Here is a 20,930-nt window from a genome sequence, read left to right on the forward strand (position 1 = left end):
CATTGTCACCCCCCCCCACTTTTTTTGTTCTGTTTGGGGGGGGGGGCTCCCGGGGGCCCCCCTGGCCCGGGGGGGGGGCCCCCGGGGGGGGGGCCCCCCGCCGCTGTCCGGCCGGTCGGGGAGCGGATCCCGAGTCGGGCCGGGCGGATCACCGGGGGATCAGCGCTGTGCGGCCCTGGCCGCCAGGCGGGCCTTGCGGGCGGCCAGCTTCTCGTCGAACTTCGACGCCTCGGTGTCCAGGCCGTTCATGTACAGCCCGAGCTCCTCCTGCGCCTTGAGGCCCTCGGGGCCCAGGCCGTCGATGTCGAGGACCTTCAGGTACCGCAGGACGGGCTGGATCACGTCGTCGTGGTGGATGCGCATGTTGTAGATCTCGCCGATCGCCATCTGCGCGGCGGCCCGCTCGAAGCCGGGCATGCCGTGTCCCGGCATCCGGAAGTTGACGACGACATCGCGCACCGACTGCATCGTGAGGTCCGGGGCGAGGTCGAAGGCGGCGCCCAGCAGATTGCGGTAGAAGACCATGTGCAGGTTCTCGTCGGTCGCGATCCTGGCCAGCATCCGGTCGCAGACGGGGTCGCCCGACTGGTGTCCGGTGTTGCGGTGCGAGACGCGGGTGGCCAGCTCCTGGAAGGCGACGTACGCCACGGAGTGCAGCATCGAGTGGCGGTTGTCGGACTCGAAGCCCTCCGACATGTGCGCCATACGGAACTGCTCCAGCTTGTCCGGGTCCACAGCGCGCGAGGTCAGCAGGTAGTCGCGCATCACGATGCCGTGCCGGCCCTCCTCCGCGGTCCAGCGGTGCACCCAGGTGCCCCAGGCGCCGTCGCGCCCGAAGAGGGAGGCGATCTCGTGGTGGTAGCTGGGGAGGTTGTCCTCGGTCAGCAGGTTCACGACGAGGGCGGTACGGCCGATGTCGGTGACCTTGGACTGGCCGGTCTCCCACTCCTGCCCGTCCTCGAAGAAGCCGGGGAAGTTACGGCCGTCGGTGAACGGCACGTACTCGTGGGGCATCCAGTCCTTGGCGACCTTGAGATGGCGGTCGAGCTCCTTCTCCACCACCTCTTCCAGCGCGTAGAGCAGTTGGGCGTCGGTCCATGCCGTCGAACTGCCGGTGTGGGGAGAGGTGAGCGTCACGGGGGCTCCTGGGGACGGGAGAATTACCTACGGCTTCGTAGGTTACGTGTCCGTAGGTTAAGGCGGCAGTAAGGCCGTAGCCAAGCCGGGTCCTCGCGGTACCCGCTCACATTCTGTTACCCATGCAGGTCATGGGTGCCTTCGGGGGAGCAGGTCAGGTGGCGTCACCCGGGGCGTCCGACAGCTCTCCGGGGGCGATGTCCCGGAGCCCGTCCGTGTCCAGCAGCACCCACCGGGTGATCCCCAGGGACTTCAGGAACGGCGTGTCATGGCTCGCCACGATCAGCGCACCCCGGTACGCCGTCAGTGCCGACGTCAGGCGATGCACCCCCGACAGGTCGAGGCTGTTCGTCGGCTCGTCCAGCATCAGCAGCCGGGGCGCAGGGTCCGCCAGCAGCAGCGCAGCCAGCGTGGCCCGGAGGCGTTCGCCACCCGAGAGCGTCCCGGCGGGGCGGTCGGCACGCGCACCCTTGAAGAGGAAGTGGGCCAGCCGTGCCCGGACGCCGTTGTCCGTGGTGCCGGGCGCGGCGCGTGCCACGTTGTCCACCAGGGACAGCGCGTCGTCGAGGACGTCCGGACGCTGCGGCAGGAACCCCACCGGCACCTGCGCGGTGGCCTCGCCCGACACCGGATCCAGCTCGCCGGCGATCGTGCGCAGCAGTGTCGTCTTCCCCGCACCGTTGCGTCCGATCAGCGCGATCCGCTCAGGCCCGCGCAGATCCCACTCACCCCGCACCTGTACCCCGTGGGCGAGTTCGAGGTCGCGCAGCAGCAGCACGGCACTGCCGGGATGCACCTGGGTGTGCGGGAGTTCGATCCGGATCGCCTCGTCGTCCCGTACCGCCTCGACCGCCTCGTCGAGACGGTCCTCCGCGTCCGCCAGACGTTCGGCGTGCATGATGCGGTGCTTGCCGGCCGACTCCTGGGCGGTCCGCCTGCGCTGTGCCATCACGGCCTTCGGCTCACGTTTGGTGTCCCACATCTTCTGCCCGTACCGCTTGCGCCGGGACAGCTTGACGTGGGCGTCGGAGAGCTCCCGCTTCTGCCGCCGTACGTCGGCCTCCGCGACCCGCACCATCCGCTCGGCCGCCTCCTGCTCCACGGCCAGCGTCTCCTCGTACGCCGACAGCGTGCCGCCGTACCAGGTGACCGTGCCGTCGCGGAGATCCGCGATCCGGTCCACCCGCTCCAGCAGCTCCCGGTCATGGCTGACCACGACGAGCACACCCGTCCACGCGTCGACCGCGGCGTACAACTGCCGACGGGCATGCAGGTCGAGGTTGTTGGTCGGCTCGTCCAGCAGCAGCACGGTGGGGCGTTCCAGCAGCAGGGCGGCCAGGCGCAGCAGAACGCACTCGCCGCCGGACAGCTCGCCGACGGTCCGGTCGAGCCCGACGGCGGACAGGCCGAGCTGGTCGAGCGCGGCCCTGGCCCGCTCCTCGACGTCCCAGTCGTCCCCGACGGCGGCGAAGTGCTCCTCGCTGGCGTCGCCCGCCTCGATGGCGTGGAGTGCCGCCCGGGTCGCGGCGACACCCAGGACCTCGTCCACCCGCAGGGAGACATCCAGGACGAGGTCCTGGGCGAGGTGGCCGATGGAGCCCGCCGTCCTGATGTGCCCGGCCGTCGGCGTGAGTTCACCGGCGATCAGCCGCAGCAGAGTGGACTTCCCGCAGCCGTTGAGACCGATCAGACCGGTCCGGCCGGGGCCCACGGCCAGGTGGAAGTCGTCGAAGACCTCGCTCCCGTCGGGCCAGGCGAACGAGAGTGAGGTGCAGTGAACATGCGTGGTGCGAGCAGGCACAAGGGTCTCCCGGCTGCGTCGAGGAATCACGGAGAACGGCTCGGACATCGGGGTCACGCAGAGGCGCGCGTGCGGCACGGCACGCGGCGCGGTGTGCGGACACCTCAGATGTGGAGCAACGTCCTTCTCCGATCCGACGACAACAGGGACACCCGAAACGCTACGAGCCCGTCCTGTGGTCGCGCAACCGAATTCGTCCCCGGTGCGAGGAGCCCGGGGCCGCCGGCCTCAGGGGCCGCCCAGGAGATCACTCAGATCGCCGTCCAGGTCCATGAAGCGGCGCTCGTCGCCCACCGGGACCAGCTCCTGCGCCCGCTTCAGGAAACGCCGCAGTTCGGATGTGCGGACATGGACCATCGCGATGCCCTCGACGGCGTGGAACTCCAGCACCGTACGGTCGTAGCCGAACGGCCGGACCCGCACGTCGCCGAGGCCGGCCGGCGCGTCCATGCCAGTGGCGAGCAGCTCACGTGAGAACTCCCAGGACACCTCGGCGCCTTCGAGGGTCGCGGGTGCCGGGAACGCCATGCGGACGGCGAAAGGGTCCTTGAGGTCGTAGTGCAGTGTGGCGGGCAGAGTCTCCATACGCGGCGCGGACGCGACCATACGGGCCTGCACGGACTGCTCGATAACGCTGGACAAGGCCTGCTCCCTCTCGCCTCGGACGAACGGTTCCCGGCATTGGAGTAGACGACGGAACGTCTCGATCCGTGCACCGGTGTGCCGAGTGAGCTGCGTCACCGCGTCATCCTCCCCGGGTCACCTGCCCCGTTCGGCCCGGCGCACCCTGGGTGCGCACGACCGGCGGAGGCCGAGGCCTTCCGCGGCGACGTTCAAAGGCGCGCCGCCGTGCGGACGAGGCCGGCGACGGCCACGGAGCGGCTCTGCGGCGGCCAGGCGATGACGGTCGTGACCGACGGCGCGTCCAGCACCGGCACAGCCGCAAGGTCGCTCCCGAGCTGGGCCCGGCACGAATCCGGGGCGATCATGACGGCACGGCCCAGCGCGACGAGTTGGAGCAGCTGGGTGTGGTCATGCACCTCAGGGCCCGTACCGTCCGGATACGTCCCGTCCGCACGCGGCCACCGGGGCATCGGCAGTCCGGGCAGGGCGGAGACCTCCGCCAGATGTACGCCCGAGCGCCCGGCCAGGTCGTGCCAGGCCGGCAGGATCGCGATCTGCCCCTCCGTGGAGACCTCCTCGGTGTCGAACCCGGCCGTCGCGTCGAACGGCCGGTGCAGCAGGGCCACATCGGCCCGGCCGTCCCGCAGCAGCTGTTCCTGCTCACCGATCCCGCACAGCAGCAGATCCACGGTCACCGCACCGGGCTCCGCCGCGTAGGCGTCCAGCAGCTTCGCCAGGAACTCGCTCGACGCACCTGCCTTCGTCGCGAGCACGACACCCGCCTGACCGGGCGCGGCGGGCGCGGCCCGACGGGTGCGGCGCTCCGCGGCCTCCATCGCGTCCAACGCGGCCCGCGCCTCCCGCAGCAGCACAGCCCCGGCCTCCGTCAGCGTGACCGCGCGGCTGCTCCGCTCCAGCAGCACCGCCCCCAGATGCCGCTCCAGCTTGCCGATCGCTCGCGACAGCGGTGGCTGCGCCATGCCCAGCCGCTCCGCCGCCCTGCCGAAATGCAGCTCCTCGGCGACAGCGACGAAATACCGCAACTCGCGCGTCTCCATACCCGCAGGGTACCCGCGTGCCGAGGCTCCCACCTCGTATCGATACCCGTACGGTATCGGCGCCCACCCGAACGGTCTTGGCGCCTTCGGCAGCGGCCGAACATGATTGAGGCATGAGTGGACAGAAGACCGCGCTGGTCACAGGCGCGAACAAGGGAATCGGTTACGAGATCGCGGCCGGGCTCGGCGCCCTCGGCTGGAAGGTCGGACTCGGCGCCAGGAACGACGAGCGGCGCGAGGAAGCGGTGGCGAAGCTCCGCGAGGCCGGCGTGGACGTCTTCGGCGTGCCGCTCGACGTGACCGACGACGCGAGTGTGGCCGCCGCCGCCCGTCTGATCGAGGAGGGCGGCGGCCTCGATGTGCTCGTCAACAACGCCGGGATCACCGGCGGCGGGCCGCAGGAGCCCAGTACGGTCGACCTCGCGAGGGTGCGGGCGGCCGTGGACACCAACGTCTTCGGTGTCATCCGCGTGACCAACGCGATGTTGCCGATGCTGCGCCGCTCGACGTCCCCGCGGATCGTGAACATGTCCAGCAGCGTCGGCTCGCTCACCCTGCAGAGCACGCCCGGTGCGGAGACGGGGCCGATCTCCGTCGCCTACGCGCCGTCGAAATCGTTCCTGAACGCCGTCATGATCCAGTACGCCAAGGAACTGAGCGACACGAACATCCTGATCAACGCCGCCTGCCCGGGTTTCGTGGCGACCGACCTCAACGCCTTCCACGGCGTCCGCACCCCGGAGCAGGGTGCGGCGACCGCGATCCGGCTCGCGACCCTGCCCGACGGCGGCCCGAGCGGCGCGTTCTTCGACGATGCGGGAGAGGTGCCCTGGTGACGGCCAGGAACCGCCGGAGGCGGGCCGCGAGGCGGTTCCTGGACTGACCCCTCATGACGACTTTCCGGATGCCCGCCGACGAGGCCGAAGCCCGCGCCGTCCAGGACGAGTTGCGTGCGCGGGTGATCCTGGACGAGCCGGGCCCGCCGCCGGGGACCGGCCGGGTCACCGGGGTCGATGAAGAACCCCTTCACCTTCCGTTTCGAACAACCAGGTCTCCGGCGCGGTGACTTCACCCCGCTCCTGGACGGGGACGAGGAAGTGGGTCGTGCCCTGCGCACGCAGGACACCACCAAGCCCGTCTTCGTCTCGGTCGGCCACCGCACCGGCCTGGACAACGCCTGCGCCCACACGCTCGCGCTGGCCCGCGACTTCCGCCAGCCGGAGACCACGCGCAGGGCCGACGCCCTGTGCCGGTCCGCGCTCCGGGAATCGGTCGGCTGAGCGATACCTGTTCCGGATCTGTTGCCGACTGAGTACAAATACGGATGTTGTTTGTCGAACATCAGGGGCAGGCTGGTACGCATGATCGACCACCACGCACCTCAGATGAGCACCGGAACCGTACGTCTCTCCCAGCGCGGCGTTGCCGTGGGCATGACTCTGGGCGTCCTCGCGGGAGCCGCCTGGACCGTCTCCATGGTCGTCACGCTGGTGTCCTGGGTGATCTGACCGGCAGGGTGCCACCGCCCTCCCGGACTCAGCGCACCGCTGCGACCCGGAAGCGCACCCCGGCCGCCCTCAGCCGCTCCAGCAGCGCATCGCCCATCGCCACGGCCGTCGTGACCTGACCCGACGTCGCCGGCAGGTCGTCGAGAGCGAGCGCCAGAGCCGCTTCGGCCAGCATCTTCGCCGTCTCGTCGTAGCCGGGGTCGCCGCCCGAGACCTCCGTGCGGACCTGCCGGCCGCCGCCCTCCCCGATGAAGCGGACCGTGAACCAGCTGCGGCTCCTGCGCCGCTCGTCGGGTCCCGTGCCCGGTTCGAGCCGGGCGGACAGCCAGCTCCGCGCGGCCGGGATCTGCGCGGCCCCCGCCAGCAGGCCCGCCGCCGCGGTGCCGCCGAGCGCCACCGGCAGGTGTTTGACCGAGGCGAAGTGCCGGTAGCGGAAGTCGGGACCGTACCGCTCGAGCCCCCGCGCGGACCTCTCCACGACCCGGGCGTCCAGGGTCGGCAGCGGCAGTGCCCAGGTGCCGGTCCCGGGACTGAAATGCGGTGCCCCCTGCGGCGCGCGGGCCCTGCGGCCGACCAGGCGCGGCTCGTGCAGACGTCGTTCCCGCGCGGCCCTCGCCATCTGAGGGCCCCGGCCCAGCACGGTGAGCGCCGAGGCGAACGTACCGCCGGAGAAGGCCGCGTTGGTGCGCACGAAGCCGTCGACGGTCAGTGGCACGTCCTCGGGGAGCTGCTGGACGGTGAAGTATGCGCCGAGGTCGTGCGGTACGGAGTCGAAACCGCAGGCGTGCACGAGGCGGGCTCCCGTCTCGCGGGCCCGGCCGTCGTGCTCCAGATACATCCGGTCGACGAACTCGGCCTCTCCCGTGAGGTCGGCGTAGTCGGTCCCGGCCTCCGCGCAGGCGGCGACCAGCTTCTCGCCGTACCTGACGTACGGTCCGACCGTGGACGCCACGACGTGCGAGGACTCGGCGAGTTCGCGCAGCGCGTCGGTGTCGTCCGCGTCGGCGGTCAGCAGCGGCAGCTCGGCGCAGCGCGGGTCGCGCGCGGCGAGGCGCTCGCGCAGCTGTTCAAGCCTGCCGCGGCTGCGGCCCGCCAGGGCCCAGCGGCAGCCGTCCGGCGCGTGTGCCGCGAGATATTCGGCCGTGAGCGCGCCCACGAAGCCGGTGGCCCCGAAAAGGACGACGTCGTAGGGGCGCTCCGCCCCGTTCTGCCTGTTCATGAGTCCTCCGTCTGCCGCCGCCGGTCATGGCAGCCAGAGGCTAGCGGAGGCGCCCGTGGCGTCGTGAAGCCGGGCGGGGTCAGGTGCGAGAGGATCCGGGAGGAGAGAACTAAGCGCTTGCTCGGCCAAAAGGGTTGTGCGGGGCGCGGTCCGTTCTTAGCATCATCGATGTTACATCAGTTGTGTCACACCGCTGGGGGCTTGATGGCAACGACAGGACAGGGGTCGCAGGGCCCACTGGCCGGGGTGCGCGTCGTCGAACTGGCGGGCATCGGCCCCGGGCCGTTCGCCGCGATGCTCCTCGCCGATCTCGGGGCCGACGTGGTGCGCGTCGACCGGCCGGGAGGTTCGGTGATCGGCATCGACCCCGCCTTCGACCTCACCAACCGCAACAAGCGTTCGGTCCTCGTCGATCTGAAGGCGGAAGGCGGAGCCGGGCAGGTCCTCGACCTCGTCGAGCGCGCCGACGTCCTGATCGAGGGCTACCGGCCCGGAGTCGCCGAGCGTCTGGGCGTCGGCCCCGACGTCTGTCTGGAACGCAACCCGCGGCTGGTCTACGGGCGCATGACCGGCTGGGGCCAGGACGGTCCGCTGGCCGGGCACGCCGGACACGACATCGGCTACATCGCCCTCACCGGCACCCTGTCGATGATCGGCAGATCAGATGAACCGCCCACGGTGCCGGCCAATCTGGTCGGTGACTACGCGGGCGGCTCGCTCTACCTCGTCGTCGGTGTGCTCGCCGCCCTCCAGCACGCCCGCACGCCCGGCGGGACCGGGCAGGTCGTCGACGCGGCCATCGTCGACGGCGCGGCCCACCTCGCCACGATGATCCACGGCATGCTGGCCGCCGGCAGCTGGCAGGATCTCCGCGGTGCCAACCTCCTGGACGGAGGCTGCCCCTTCTACGGCGCCTACGCGACCTCCGACGGCGAGTACATGGCGGTCGGCGCCCTGGAGCCTCGCTTCTACGAGGAGTTCACCGCGCTTCTCGGGCTCGGGGACGAGGCCCCCGACCGCGGCGACCCCGGCCGCTGGGAGGAGTTGCGCGCCCTGGTCGCCGACCGGTTCTCCACCCGTACGCGCGCCGAGTGGACCGAGGTCTTCGAGGGGACGGACGCCTGCGTGGCTCCCGTCCTCTCGCTCCGCGAGGCACCAGGTCACCCCCACATCGCCGCCCGTTCCACCTACGTGGAGCACGGCGGTCTCACCCAGCCCGCCCCCGCACCCCGCTTCTCGGCGACGCCCGCCTCCGTACGCACCGGACCCGCGGTGCCCGGAGCGGACACCGAGGCCGTCGCCGATGAGTGGGGTCTGCCGGGTCTGCTGACCACCGGGAAGGAAACGACCGGCTGATGTCCACCGTCGAGAACTGGCTCCTGGGGGCTTGAGAATGCAGCGGCAGATCTTCACCGAGGAGCACGACGCGTTCCGCGCGACCGTCCGCACCTTCCTGGCCAAGGAGGTACTCCCGCATTACGAGCAGTGGGAGCAGGACGGCATCGTCGCGCGCGAGGCCTGGCTCGCCGCGGGCCGGCAGGGGCTGCTCGGCCTCGCGGTCCCCGAGGAGTACGGGGGCGGCGGGAACACCGACTTCCGCTACAGCGCCGTACTGGCCGAGGAGTTCACCCGGGCCGGGGTGTCCGGTCTCGCCCTCGGACTGCACAACGACATCATCGGCCCGTACCTCACGGGCCTGGGCACCGAGGAGCAGAAGCGGCGCTGGCTGCCCGGCTTCTGCAGCGGCGAGACCATCACCGCCATCGCCATGACGGAACCCGGCGCGGGCTCGGACCTCCAGGGCATCCGTACGAGCGCGGACGACCGGGGCGACCACTGGCTGCTCAACGGCTCGAAGACCTTCATCTCCAACGGCATCCTCGCCGACCTGGTGATCGTCGTCGCGAAGACCTCACCGGACGGCGGAGCGAAGGGCCTGTCGCTGCTCGTCGTCGAGCGCGGCGCCGAGGGCTTCGAGCGGGGCCGCAACCTCGACAAGATCGGACAGAAGTCCCAGGACACCGCCGAGCTGTTCTTCGACGACGTACGCGTCCCCAAGGAGAACCTCGTCGGCGAGCTCGACGGCGCCTTCCTGCACCTCATGACCAATCTGGCGCAGGAACGGATGGGCATAGCGGTCGCCGGGATCGCCGCCGCCGAACACCTCCTGGAGATCACCACCCAGTACGTCAAGGAGCGCGAGGCGTTCGGCCGGCCGCTCTCCAAGCTCCAGCACATCCGTTTCGAGATCGCCGAGATGGCAACCGAGTGCGCCGTCACGCGTACCTTCATCGACCGGTGCATCGTCGACCACTCCGAGGGGACCCTCGACGCCGTCCACGCCTCGATGGCCAAGTGGTGGGCCACCGAACTGCAGAAGCGTGTCGCCGACCGTTGCCTCCAACTCCACGGCGGCTACGGCTACATGACGGATTACCGCGTGGCCAGGGCCTTCACCGACGGCCGTATCCAGACCATCTACGGCGGCACGACCGAGATCATGAAGGAAATCATCGGCCGCTCTCTGCTCTCCTGACCCGCACCGAACCCGAAAGGCAGCAGCCTTGAGTACCGAAGCATTCGTCTACGACGCGATCCGCACCCCGCGCGGCCGGGGCAAGGCCAACGGCGCCCTGCACGGCACCAAGCCGATCGACCTCGTCGTCGGCCTCATCCACGAGATCCGCGACCGCTTCCCGGGCCTCGACCCGGCCGCCATCGACGACATCGTCCTCGGCGTCGTCAGCCCGCTCGGTGACCAGGGCTCCGACATCGCCCGTATCGCCGCCATCGCCGCGGGGCTCCCTGACTCCGTCGCCGGCGTACAGGAGAACCGCTTCTGTGCGTCCGGCCTCGAAGCCGTCAACCTGGCCGCCGCCAAGGTCCGCTCGGGCTGGGAGGACCTCGTCCTGGCCGGCGGCGTCGAGTCCATGTCGCGGGTGCCCATGGGCTCCGACGGCGGCGCCTGGGCCATGGACCCGATGACCAGCTTCGAGACCGGTTTCGCCCCGCAGGGCATCGGTGCCGACCTCATCGCCACCGTCGAGGGCTTCTCACGCCGTGATGTCGACGAGTACGCCGCCCTGTCCCAGGAACGCGCCGCCGTGGCCTGGAAGGAGGAGCGCTTCGCCCGGTCCGTCGTCCCCGTCAGGGACCGCAACGGCCTGCTCGTCCTCGACCACGACGAGCACATGCGCCCCGGCACCACCGCCGACTCGCTGGCCTCCCTCAAGCCCTCGTTCGCCACGATCGGCGAGATGGGCGGCTTCGACGCCGTCGCGCTCCAGAAGTACCACTGGGTCGAGAAGATCGACCACGTCCACCACGCGGGCAACTCCTCGGGAATCGTCGACGGCGCCGCACTCGTCGCGATCGGCTCGAAGGAGACCGGCGAGCGCTACGGCCTCGCCCCGCGCGCCCGGATCGTCTCCGCCGCCGTCTCAGGCTCCGAGCCGACCATCATGCTGACCGGGCCGGCACCCGCCACCCGCAAGGCGCTGGCCAAGGCCGGGCTCACCATCGACGACATCGACCTCGTCGAGATCAACGAGGCCTTCGCCGGAGTCGTCCTGCGCTTCGCCCGGGACATGGGCCTCTCCCTCGACAAGGTCAACGTCAACGGCGGCGCCATCGCGCTCGGCCACCCGCTCGGTGCGACCGGCGCGATGATCCTCGGCACGCTCATCGACGAACTCGAACGGCAGGACAAGCGCTACGGCCTCGCCACCCTCTGCGTCGGCGGCGGCATGGGCATCGCCACCGTCGTCGAGCGTCTCTGACCGTCCCCCTGCTTACGGAGAACAGCACCCATGACCGAGAGCACGACCATCCGCTGGGAACAGGACGAGACCGGCGTCGTCACCCTCGTACTCGACGACCCCGCCCAGTCCGCCAACACGATGAACCAGGGCTTCAAGGACTCCATCGCCGCCGTCGCCGAGCGCGCCGAGGCCGAGAAGGACTCCATCCGGGGCATCATCTACACCTCCGCCAAGAAGACCTTCTTCGCGGGCGGTGACCTCAAGGACATGATCAAGATCGGTCCCGAGAACGCCCAGGCCGCGTTCGACGCCGGAACCGCCATCAAGAACGCGCTGCGCCGCATCGAGACCCTCGGCAAGCCGGTCGTCGCCGCCGTCAACGGCGCCGCGCTCGGCGGCGGTTACGAGATCGCGCTCGCCGCGCACCACCGCATCGCCCTGGACGCCCCCGGCTCCCGGATCGGCCTGCCCGAGGTCACGCTCGGCCTGCTGCCCGCGGGCGGCGGGGTCACCCGGACCGTACGGCTGATGGGCATCACGGACGCACTGCTGAAGGTCCTGCTCCAGGGCACCCAGTACACCCCGCGGCGGGCCCTGGAGAACGGCCTGATCCACGAGGTCGCCGCCACCCGCGAGGAGATGCTCGACAAGGCCCGCGCCTTCATCGACGCCCACCCCGAGTCCCAGCAGCCGTGGGACGTCAAGGGCTACCGGATCCCCGGCGGCACCCCGTCCAACCCGAAGCTCGCGGCCAACCTGCCGGCCTTCCCGGCCAACCTGAAGAAGCAGCTCGCCGGCGCGCCCATGCCCGCGCCCCGCAACATCATGGCCGCCGCGGTCGAGGGCTCGCAGGTCGACTTCGAGACCGCGCAGACCATCGAGGCGCGCTACTTCACCGAGCTCGTCACCGGCCAGGTCGCCAAGAACATGATCCAGGCGTTCTTCTTCGACCTCCAGGCCGTCAACTCCGGCGCGAGCCGCCCCGAGGGCGTCGAGGAACGCCAGGTCCGCAAGGTGGCCGTACTCGGCGCCGGGATGATGGGCGCGGGCATCGCCTACTCCTGCGCGCGCGCCGGCCTCGACGTCGTCCTCAAGGACGTCTCCACCGAGGCGGCGGCCAAGGGCAAGGCCTACAGCGAGAAGCTCCTCGCCAAGGCGCTCTCCCGTGGCCGGACGACCGAGGCGAAGCGCGACGAGCTGCTCGCCCGCATCACCCCGACCGGAGACCCCGCCGACCTCGCCGGCTGCGACGCCGTCATCGAGGCGGTCTTCGAGGACACCGCGCTCAAGCACAAGGTGTTCCAGGAGATCCAGGACATCGTCGAGCCCGACGCCCTGCTCTGCTCCAACACCTCGACGCTGCCCATCACCGCCCTCGCCGACGGCGTCGGCAGGCCGGTGGACTTCATCGGGCTGCACTTCTTCTCGCCCGTCGACAAGATGCCGCTCGTCGAGATCATCAAGGGGGAGAAGACCGGGGACGAGGCTCTGGCCCGCGCTTTCGACCTGGTGCGCCGGATCAAGAAGACCCCGATCGTCGTCAACGACTCCCGCGGCTTCTTCACCTCACGCGTCATCGGCCACTTCATCAACGAGGGCGTCGCGATGGTCGGCGAGGGCGTCGAGCCCGCGTCGGTCGAGCAGGCGGCGGCGCAGGCCGGCTACCCCGCCAAGGTGCTCTCCCTCATGGACGAGCTGACGCTCACCCTGCCCCGCAAGATCCGCGACGAGACCCGGCGCGCCGTCGAGGAGGCCGGCGGCACCTGGGCCGTGCACCCCGCCGACGCGGTCATCGACCGGATGGTCGACGAGTTCGGACGCCCCGGACGCAGCGGGGGAGCGGGCTTCTACGAGTACGGCGAGGACGGTGGGCGGGGAGCGCTGTGGCCGGGCCTGCGTGAGCACTTCACGAAGCCGGACACGGACATCCCCTTCGCGGACATGCAGGAGCGGATGCTCTTCTCCGAGGCCCTGGACAGCGTCCGCTGCCTGGAGGAGAACGTCCTCATGACCGTCGCCGACGCCAACATCGGCTCCATCATGGGCATCGGATTCCCCGCCTGGACCGGCGGTGTGCTCCAGTACATCAACGGCTACGAAGGCGGCCTGCCCGGCTTCGTAGCGCGTGCCAGGCAGCTCGCCGAGCGCTACGGGGACCGCTTCCTGCCCTCCGCGCTCCTGCTGGAGAAGGCGGAGAGGGGCGAGACCTTCCACGACTGACGGTGGCGCCCGCCGCGGGCCGCGTTCACCCCTCCTCACCGGCGGTGAACGCGGCCCGCAGCTCCTCCTTCAGCGACCGTTGGAAGGCCGTCACCAGCGCCTGGAGCACCATCGGTTGCATATGGGCCGACAGGGACTTCATTGCCTTCACATGCTCGGGGTCCGACTCCCGCTCCCGGTACGGGTTCCACACCTCGTCCCGGAACAGCCGCGTCAGTTCGTGTGCGGCCGAGCGGGTGTGCTCGAGCAGGACCGTGCGCGCCGCGAGGATCGTCTCGTGGGCGATGGGCACGTCCAGGAGCTCCACCCCGAGCCGCAGCAGGCCGGGGTCCACCAGGAAGGGCCCGTCGGGCTTCCCGGGACGCTCCAGGACCCCCATCGCCGCCAGCCGGTCCACGTCCTGCTCGCCGAGGGGCCGGCCCGCCCGGCGCTCCAGCTCGGCGCGCTCCATGTCCTCGGCCGAGTCCGGCGCCCACGACGCCACCAGGGCGCGGTGGATCGCCAGGTCCTGCGCACTCAGATCGGGCGGCAACTGCTGGAGATAGCGCTCGATCGCGGCCAGCGTCATGCCCTGGTGCTGGAGTTCCTCGATGAGGGCCAGCCGCGAGAGATGCTCGTGCCCGTAGTGCCCGACGCGCCGGGGCCCGATCACCGGAGGGGGCAGCAGACCCCGGGTGCTGTAGAAGCGCACGGTGCGCACGGTGACTCCGGCACGCGCCGCCAGTTCGTCGACGGTCAGCGCCGGCTCGTCGGTCCCGGTCGTCATGTCCACTCCTCATTGCCGGGGCACTGCCGCGCCTGTGTACCGATGTACCGATCAGGTTCAGCAGTATTGCTGTCTCACCACTGTTGTGAAAGTGCTCCACCCGATGTCGGTGCGGGCCCGTACGGTGAGGACATGTCGGAGGTCACCAAGGCCGCCGAGTTGGGGGGCATCGAGGTGACGGTGTACGACTTCGGCTGAGCGCCTGGTCAGCCCTATGGTTGGGTGGTGGACAACGGACGGGAGGGCTCGTGGCGGCTTCGGGTACCGACGGGACACCGCTGGCCAGGGCACTCGCCGAGAGGCCACCGTCCGACGCGCTGAACGAGCAGATCCTGGACGCGGCGCGCGAGCAGTTCATGACCTTCGGACTGCGCCGCTCGACCGTCGACGACGTGGCCAAGCGCGCCAAGGTCTCGCGGGTCACCGTGTACCGACGGATCGGCAACAAGGACAGCCTGGTCTCCGCCTGCCTGCTGCGCGAGTACCGCAGATTCGTCGTGGACGTGGACGATGCGGTGGCCGCGCTGCCCACCGTGGAGGACCGGCTCGTCGCCGGCTTCGTCGCCGTCCTCAAGCACATCCGTGAACATCCGCTGGTGGGCGGGCTGCTGCGGCTGGAGCCCGAGATCATGCTCCCCTTCCTCACGCTGGAGAGCGGCCCTGCCTTCCTGGCGGTACGCGGATATCTGGCCGACCGGCTCCGCCACGCCCGGCGCGCGGAAGGGCGGCCGGAGACGGACCCGACACCGGTCGCCGAACTGATGGTGCGGATCACCGTCTCCTTCCTCCTCAACCCGGTCAGCTGCTTCGAACTGGACGACGACGAGCAGGTCGGCGCCTTCGCCCGCCGCTATCTGGTGCCGCTGCTCAGCGCGGTGTGACCGCGGGCCCCTCCTTCCTCATGGCTGCTCCGGCCGCTCCATGGGGAGGGGCTCCAGCGGACGGCTCTGCGCCCAGTGCGGACCGAGGTCGTCGAGCTCGTATCCGAACGGGTAGCTGCGCGGCCGGGGGCGGGAGGGCAGCCACCCGGGCCGGGCGGGCAGCAGCCGCACGCCGTGCGACCGGCCGCGCACCAGCGCCACGGCCGCCGCCCGCAGCCACCGGGGCTGCGCCGGGAAGCCCAGGGCCCGCAGCAGTGGCTCGTCCAGCAGGGCGAGCGAGATCCGGGCCACCAGGGGGCGCACCGGGGCGGGATACCAGGCGGCCATGACCCGGAAGGTGGCGGTGGCGACCCGGCGGTTGGCCGGGTCGTAGGCGAACATCCGCTCCTCGTAGGAGTCGAGCAGCTTCTCGAAACCCTGGTAGGTGCCGGGGGCGCCCTCGATGCCCATCATGTCGGCCGTCCGTCGGCCCGCCTCAGCCAGCGCCCCGGCCTCCTGCGCGCACAGGGGCCGCCAGCCGAAGCGGTCGATCCAGCGTTTGGGGCCGACGACCGTGGTGGCCAGCACGTAGAGGTAGTCCTCGTTCGGGATGCGGTACTTGCCGTGGATCCGGTTGAGATGGCGCGCCGCCGTCCGTGCCCGCTCCGAATCGAAGCCCTCGGCCGCCATCTCGTAGCCGAACAGGACGGTGTCGTCGTAGCGCTTCTGGCCGTTGCGCTCGAACTCCTGGGTACGGTCGAGCAGTACGGAGATCCTCGGCACGCCGTAGTCGCGCAGGAAGGCGACACCGATGCCCTGCCGGTAGTCCCACGGGAACTCGTACCGGGTCATCAGCCGGAGTATCTCGGCGCAGTCGCGTAAGGGGTCCATCCGGCGGATCTCGCGCAGTCGGCTGTAGCGGCCCATGCGTGCTCACCCCTCTCGTCCTTGAGAGTCAAAGTTACAAATACTATTGATGTGTTTCACCGGGATCGTCAACACCGCCGACGCGTCGCATACTGGAACATGCGTGGGCCCGGCACGGGCCCGAGCACCCGACATCCTGGGAGCACCCGCATGACCAGCGCGGGAGAGCCCGCACCACCCCCGCCCGGCGGCGTTCTGTGGAGCCTCGCCGGCGACGTCAGGGGCGTGCTGATGCTGCCCGCGGCGCTCACCCTCCAGGTCGCCCACCCGGCCGTCGGCGCCGGAGTCGACGACCACTCCGTCTTCCGCACGGACCCCTGGGGGCGCGGTGAACGATCCCTGAGATCGCTCCAGCTCTGGGTCTACGGAGGCGAGGCCGCAGCGGAGGAGGGCCGTCGGCTGAGGAAGCTGCACCGCACGATCCAGGGAACCGACGCCCGGGGCCGCCGCTACCACGCGCTCACCCCCGCGCACTACGCGTGGGTGCACGCCACCGGCTTCCCCGTCTACCGGCACGCCTCGCGCTATCTGGTCCGCCCCTTCACCGAGGCCCAGGAGCGCGCCCTGTACCGCGAGTGGCTCCAGGTCGGCCGGATCCTGGGCATCCGCGACCGGGACATGCCGCAGACGATCGAGGAGTTCTGGCCGTACTACCGCAGGATGCTGGCCGACGAGGTGGAGGCCACCGTCGTCGTACGGGAACTGGTGGCCACGGACGCCCCCGTGCCCCCGCCCGACCGGGGGCCGCTCGCCCTGCGGCTGGTCCTGAAGGTGCTGTGGCCGGTACTTCGCCCGCCGCTGGCCCGATTCCGCCGCTTCCTCACGATCGGGCTGATGCCGCCGGACGCCCGTGAGGCCATCGGGCTCGACTGGACCCCGGAGCAGGAGCGCCGGCTGCGGCGCTTCGGCGCCGTGGTGAGGCGGATCGTGCCCCTGCTCCCCGAGCGGCTGCGCTATCTGCCGTTCGCCGGATCGGCCCGCGCCGAGTGGCGGGCCGCCGGTGGACGGCCGGGCGGCCCGAGGTTCAGGCGGAGACCCGGCGGACCAGCTCGGTCGGGGTGACCACGGACTCGGGCCAGGTCCCGGTGTCGCTGTTCAGCCGCTCCATCAGCACCCGCACCATCAACCGCCCCATGTCCTCGACGTCCTGGCGGACCGTCGTCAAGGGTGGTACGGCGGCCTCGGCCACCGACGTCATGTCGTCGAAGCCGACGACCGCCACGTCCTGCGGCACCCGGATGCCCCGCTCGCGCAGCACCCGCAGCGCGCCCGACGCCATCAGGTCGTTGGACACGAAGACGGCGTCGAGGTCCGGGCAGGTGTCCAGCAGGGTCCCCATGGCCCGGACTCCGCCCTCCGCGGTGAAGTCGCCCTCCACGACGAGTTCGGGCCCGGCGTCCGGGAGCACGTCCCGGTATCCGTCGATCCGGTCGAGCGCCGACGTCTGGTCGCGGGGCCCGGCGATGTGGGCGATACGCCGCCGGCCGAGCGAGACCAGATGGCGCACGGCCTCCCGGGCGCCGCCCCGGTTGTCGCAGTCGACGTACGGCACCTGAGGGGTGCCCGCGCCCGCCACCTGGCGCTCCGGCCGGCCCCCGTAGACCGTGGGGACCCTGAACCGCCGGATGATGGCGGGCAGTTCGTCGTCGGTGTGCAGCGAGAAGGCCAGAACGCCGTCCACATGGCCACCGGCCAGATAGCGGGTGACCCGGTCGAAGTCGCCGCTGCCCTCCACCAGGAGCAGGACCAGCTGGGCGTCGTGGGCGTTGAGCTCGCGGCTGATCCCGCGGATCTGGCGGGAGAAGAACGGGTCGGAGAAGATCCGGAACTCGGGCTCGTCGATGATCACGGCGACCGCGCCGTTGCGCCGGGTGACCAGCGTCCGCGCCGCGTGGTTCGGGATGTAACCGAGCTCGTCGACGGCCCTGCGCACCTGGTCCACCAGGGGCTGGCGCACACCCGCACCGCCGTTGACGACGCGGGACGCCGTCGCCCGTGACACACCGGCGCGGGCCGCCACGGCCTCCAGGGTGGGCCGGACGTCCGGGTGCGGATCGGTCGTCGGGTCGGGCAAGGGTGCCTCCTCGTACACGCGCCCCGTCAGGGAACGGCTGGAACCGGCGGGTTCGGCGCGAACGGACCGAGGGCCCGGCGCGAACGCGGTCAGCCTAACCGCCTGTCCGGCCGCCCGGACAGATCATCGGCCCTCAATCGAGGGCATACCAGCGCATATACGGTTGAGAGGCAACAGCTTGTTGGTCCCGGGAGATGCACGCCGTGTGTGGTACTGCCTACGGAGAGCGAAATTTCGCACTGCGTGAAAGGTGCCATCTGTGACACACGACGAGCAGGGAAAGGCCGGGCGGGAGGACTATCTCCCCGTCACGGCCGATCTACCCGCCGAGCCGCATCATGGCCGGCGCCCCACGACCGACCGGGTGGTCTTCGGGGTCACGGCGGTGCTCACCGTCGCCTTCGTGGTCTGGGGTTCCACGGCGACCGACTCGCTGGAAAGCGTCTCGAACACACTGCTCAACGGTCTCATCCACAACGGTGGCTGGGCCTTCATGCTGGCGGCCTCCGGGTTCGTCGTCTTCGCCCTGTGGCTCGCGGTCAGCCGTTACGGGAAGATCTCACTCGGGCAGGAGGGCGAGGAACCCGAATTCCGTACCGTCTCCTGGGTCGCGATGATGTTCAGCGCCGGCATGGGGATCGGCCTGATGTTCTACGGCGTCAGCGAGCCGCTCTCCCACTTCAAGGAGCCGCCGCCCGGCACCCGTCCCGATGACGCCGCCGAGGCCATGCAGACGGCGATGGCCACCACCCTCTTCCACTGGACCCTGCACCCCTGGGCGATCTACGCGGTCGTCGGGCTCGCCATCGCCTACAGCGCGTACCGCAGGCGCAGGAGGCAGACGATCAGCTCCGTCTTCGTGCCGCTCATCGGTGAGAAGCGTGCCCATGGACCGATCGGCCGGGTCATCGACATCCTCGCCATCTTCGCCACCCTCTTCGGCTCCGCCGCCTCGCTCGGGCTCGGCGCGCTCCAGATCGGCAGCGGCTTCCACGAGCTCGGCTGGATGGAGAAGACCGGCACCGGCCTCCTGGTCGCGATCATCGCCGTGCTGACCGTCGCCTTCGTGGCCTCCGCCGTGTCCGGAGTCGAAAAGGGCATCCAGTGGCTGTCCAACATCAACATGGTGCTCGCGCTGCTCCTGGTGGTCTTCGTCTTCGTCGTGGGCCCCACCATCATCGTGCTCGACCTGCTGCCCACCTCCATCGCCGCGTACTTCGGCAACCTCGCCCAGCTCGCCGGGCGCACCGAGGCCACCGGCGAGGGGGACGTGGCCGACTGGCTCGCCAGCTGGACGGTCTTCTACTGGGCGTGGTGGATCTCGTGGACGCCCTTCGTCGGCATGTTCATCGCCCGGATCAGCCGGGGCCGGACGATCCGTCAGTTCGTCGGCGGCGTGATCCTCGTGCCCAGCACGGTCAGCCTGATCTGGTTCTGCGTCTTCGGCGGGTCGGCGATCCGGCTGGAGGAGGCGGGGGACCTCAAGGGCGTCGGCGACACCCAGGAGGCACAGCTGTTCGGCGTCCTGCAGCAGTTCCCGATCGCGACCGTCACCAGCATCCTGGTGATGATCCTCGTCGGCATCTTCTTCGTCTCGGGAGCCGACGCCGCGTCGATCGTGATGGGCACCCTCTCCCAGAAGGGCGTCCTCGAACCCGCCAAGTGGGTCGTGATCTTCTGGGGTGTCGTCACCGGAGCCGTCGCGGCCGTCATGCTGCTCATCGGCAACGGTCAGGGCGACGCGCTGGCCGGTCTGCAGAATCTGACCATTCTCGTGGCCGCGCCGTTCACGATCGTCATGGTCGGCATGTGCGTGTCCCTGATGAGGGACCTGCGCCACGACCCGATGATCGTCCGCCAGGAGTTCGGCGTGGAGGCCGTCGAATCCGCGGTCATCGAGGGGCACGCCAGATATGACGGTGACTTCGAGATCCGGATCGGCCCCGGCACCGCGGAGATCACCACCGACGAGCGCCACCAGCAGGACCCGCCGGCCTGACGGCGGCGCGGTCCGGTCCACCCGCTACGGGGGGCTGCGGCTCAGCCCACCAGCTGGGCCGCGGCCCGCGCGCACCCCCGGGCCACCGTCACCCCGGCGCCGCCGTGGCCGTAGTTGTGCACCAGCAGTCCGCCGCCCGGCAGCTCCTCGGTCTCGATGCGCACCCCGGCGTCCCGGGCAGGCCGCAGCCCCACCCGGTGACCGATGACCCGCGCCCCCGCGATCTCCGGCCGTATCCGCGCGCACCGCGCCACGATCTCCTGGGCCGTACGCGTATCGGGCTCGGTGCGGGCGTCGTCGGTCTCCGCCGTGCCGCCCAGCACGAGGCCGCCCGGCTGCGGGAAGAAGTACGTCGTCGCGCTCGACGCCGGATCCGCGTCGACGTACCACTCCTGGACACCCGGGTTCTCCACCACCACCAACTGACCCCTGACCGGCCGCATCCCGGGGTCGGGCACCAGCTCCCGGGCGCCGAGCCCGCTGCAGTTGACCACCACCCGTGCCTCGGCCGCCGCCTCCCCGAAGGCGTGCACCGTACGCCGCTCGACCACGCCCCCGGCGGCCGACAGCTGGTCCTCCAGCCAGCGCAGATGGGCCGGCATGTCGATCAGCGGAAGCGTCACCCGCAGGCCCTGAGCCACATCGGAGACGTCCCGCAGGCCCCGGGCCCACGGACCGAGCGTGGCCAGTCGCTCGCCCCCGTGCACCCCGGTGACCATGCGGACACCGGTCTCGGCGGGCGCGGAGGCCAGCTCCTCGTACACCCGGAGGGTTTCGAGCGACCAGTCACCCACCAGCGCCTCGGGCCGGATCCGGTAGGGCCACCACAGCGCACCCGCCACGGCCGAGGTCGTGGCCCGGGCCGGGTCCCTGGACCAGACGCGCACCCGCAGGCCGCGCTCCGCCAGCAGCAGTGCCGTGGTCAGCCCGCTGACCCCGCCGCCCACCACGATCACATCGGCCACGGTGCCCACTC

Annotated in this window: 18 protein-coding genes and 1 pseudogene; 10 read left to right on the plus strand and 9 right to left on the minus strand. The window is 70.8% G+C overall.

Annotated features, from left to right (window positions below):
- Positions 1-159: 159 nt before the first annotated feature.
- The 4 genes from AB0C75_RS27890 to AB0C75_RS27905 form a co-directional block, all read right to left on the minus strand.
- Complete coding sequence (locus AB0C75_RS27890; RefSeq protein WP_362894477.1) at positions 160-1,137, minus strand: acyl-ACP desaturase; 978 nt, start codon at positions 1,135-1,137, stop codon at positions 160-162.
- Between the two features lie 154 nt (positions 1,138-1,291).
- Complete coding sequence (locus AB0C75_RS27895; RefSeq protein WP_362894478.1) at positions 1,292-2,938, minus strand: ATP-binding cassette domain-containing protein; 1,647 nt, start codon at positions 2,936-2,938, stop codon at positions 1,292-1,294.
- A 228-nt stretch (positions 2,939-3,166) separates the two neighbouring features.
- Complete coding sequence (locus tag AB0C75_RS27900; RefSeq protein ID WP_362894479.1) at positions 3,167-3,580, minus strand: SsgA family sporulation/cell division regulator; 414 nt, start codon at positions 3,578-3,580, stop codon at positions 3,167-3,169.
- Between the two features lie 191 nt (positions 3,581-3,771).
- Positions 3,772-4,620, minus strand: coding sequence for a LysR family transcriptional regulator (locus AB0C75_RS27905; protein ID WP_362894480.1), 849 nt, complete (start codon positions 4,618-4,620; stop codon positions 3,772-3,774).
- Between the two features lie 113 nt (positions 4,621-4,733).
- Here AB0C75_RS27905 and AB0C75_RS27910 point away from each other — a divergent pair, with 113 nt between their 5' ends.
- The 3 genes and pseudogenes from AB0C75_RS27910 to AB0C75_RS27920 all read left to right on the plus strand — a co-directional run bounded on the left by AB0C75_RS27910 (position 4,734) and on the right by AB0C75_RS27920 (position 6,128).
- On the plus strand, positions 4,734-5,456 hold the full coding sequence (locus AB0C75_RS27910; RefSeq protein WP_362894481.1) for an SDR family oxidoreductase: 723 nt from the start codon (positions 4,734-4,736) through the stop codon (positions 5,454-5,456).
- Positions 5,457-5,509: 53 nt separating this feature from the next.
- Positions 5,510-5,900, plus strand: a pseudogene (locus AB0C75_RS27915) (endonuclease V).
- Positions 5,901-6,005: 105 nt separating this feature from the next.
- Positions 6,006-6,128: a hypothetical protein gene (locus AB0C75_RS27920; protein WP_362894482.1), complete on the plus strand. Its 123-nt coding sequence runs from the start codon at positions 6,006-6,008 to the stop codon at positions 6,126-6,128.
- A gap of 28 nt (positions 6,129-6,156) precedes the next feature.
- Here the strand turns inward: AB0C75_RS27920 and AB0C75_RS27925 are convergent, their stop codons facing one another.
- Complete coding sequence (locus AB0C75_RS27925; RefSeq protein WP_362894483.1) at positions 6,157-7,347, minus strand: saccharopine dehydrogenase NADP-binding domain-containing protein; 1,191 nt, start codon at positions 7,345-7,347, stop codon at positions 6,157-6,159.
- Between the two features lie 204 nt (positions 7,348-7,551).
- Between AB0C75_RS27925 and AB0C75_RS27930 the strand changes: the two genes are divergently transcribed.
- Genes AB0C75_RS27930 through AB0C75_RS27945 form a run of 4 tightly spaced genes read left to right on the plus strand, consistent with a single transcriptional unit; the run spans position 7,552 to position 13,328 of the window.
- Entirely contained in the window at positions 7,552-8,703 is a 1,152-nt protein-coding gene (locus AB0C75_RS27930; protein ID WP_362894484.1) for a CaiB/BaiF CoA-transferase family protein, read from the plus strand.
- Between the two features lie 37 nt (positions 8,704-8,740).
- On the plus strand, positions 8,741-9,883 hold the full coding sequence (locus tag AB0C75_RS27935) for an acyl-CoA dehydrogenase family protein (RefSeq protein ID WP_362894485.1): 1,143 nt from the start codon (positions 8,741-8,743) through the stop codon (positions 9,881-9,883).
- Between the two features lie 28 nt (positions 9,884-9,911).
- Positions 9,912-11,126: an acetyl-CoA C-acetyltransferase gene (locus AB0C75_RS27940; RefSeq protein ID WP_362894486.1), complete on the plus strand. Its 1,215-nt coding sequence runs from the start codon at positions 9,912-9,914 to the stop codon at positions 11,124-11,126.
- 30 nt (positions 11,127-11,156) lie between these two features.
- A complete protein-coding gene (locus tag AB0C75_RS27945) occupies positions 11,157-13,328 on the plus strand; it encodes a 3-hydroxyacyl-CoA dehydrogenase NAD-binding domain-containing protein (RefSeq protein ID WP_362894487.1) in 2,172 nt (723 codons plus the stop codon).
- A gap of 25 nt (positions 13,329-13,353) precedes the next feature.
- On the opposite strand, the gene AB0C75_RS27950 is transcribed toward AB0C75_RS27945, so the two are convergent.
- Positions 13,354-14,094 carry a MerR family transcriptional regulator gene (locus AB0C75_RS27950; RefSeq protein WP_362894488.1) on the minus strand — a complete coding sequence of 247 codons (741 nt, stop codon included), beginning with the start codon at positions 14,092-14,094 and terminating at the stop codon, positions 13,354-13,356.
- A gap of 248 nt (positions 14,095-14,342) precedes the next feature.
- Here AB0C75_RS27950 and AB0C75_RS27955 point away from each other — a divergent pair, with 248 nt between their 5' ends.
- Complete coding sequence (locus AB0C75_RS27955; protein ID WP_362894489.1) at positions 14,343-14,975, plus strand: TetR/AcrR family transcriptional regulator; 633 nt, start codon at positions 14,343-14,345, stop codon at positions 14,973-14,975.
- Between the two features lie 18 nt (positions 14,976-14,993).
- Here the strand turns inward: AB0C75_RS27955 and AB0C75_RS27960 are convergent, their stop codons facing one another.
- Positions 14,994-15,881, minus strand: coding sequence for an oxygenase MpaB family protein (locus tag AB0C75_RS27960; protein ID WP_362894490.1), 888 nt, complete (start codon positions 15,879-15,881; stop codon positions 14,994-14,996).
- A 150-nt stretch (positions 15,882-16,031) separates the two neighbouring features.
- Between AB0C75_RS27960 and AB0C75_RS27965 the strand changes: the two genes are divergently transcribed.
- Positions 16,032-16,943, plus strand: coding sequence for an oxygenase MpaB family protein (locus AB0C75_RS27965; RefSeq protein ID WP_362894491.1), 912 nt, complete (start codon positions 16,032-16,034; stop codon positions 16,941-16,943).
- Here the strand turns inward: AB0C75_RS27965 and AB0C75_RS27970 are convergent.
- Positions 16,906-17,955 (minus strand): LacI family DNA-binding transcriptional regulator, encoded by a 1,050-nt coding sequence (locus AB0C75_RS27970; RefSeq protein WP_362894492.1) that lies wholly within the window; start codon positions 17,953-17,955, stop codon positions 16,906-16,908. The genes AB0C75_RS27965 and AB0C75_RS27970 overlap by 38 nt on opposite strands.
- Before the next feature lie 259 nt (positions 17,956-18,214).
- On the opposite strand from AB0C75_RS27970, the gene AB0C75_RS27975 reads away from it, so the two are divergent.
- A complete protein-coding gene (locus tag AB0C75_RS27975; RefSeq protein WP_362894493.1) occupies positions 18,215-19,954 on the plus strand; it encodes a BCCT family transporter in 1,740 nt (579 codons plus the stop codon).
- Positions 19,955-19,995: 41 nt separating this feature from the next.
- Here AB0C75_RS27975 and AB0C75_RS27980 read toward each other — a convergent pair whose 3' ends face one another.
- Positions 19,996-20,928: an FAD-dependent oxidoreductase gene (locus tag AB0C75_RS27980; protein ID WP_362894494.1), complete on the minus strand. Its 933-nt coding sequence runs from the start codon at positions 20,926-20,928 to the stop codon at positions 19,996-19,998.
- Positions 20,929-20,930: the final 2 nt, after the last annotated feature.

The organism is Streptomyces sp. NPDC048565 (assembly GCF_040650935.1).
GTDB lineage: Bacteria > Actinomycetota > Actinomycetes > Streptomycetales > Streptomycetaceae > Streptomyces.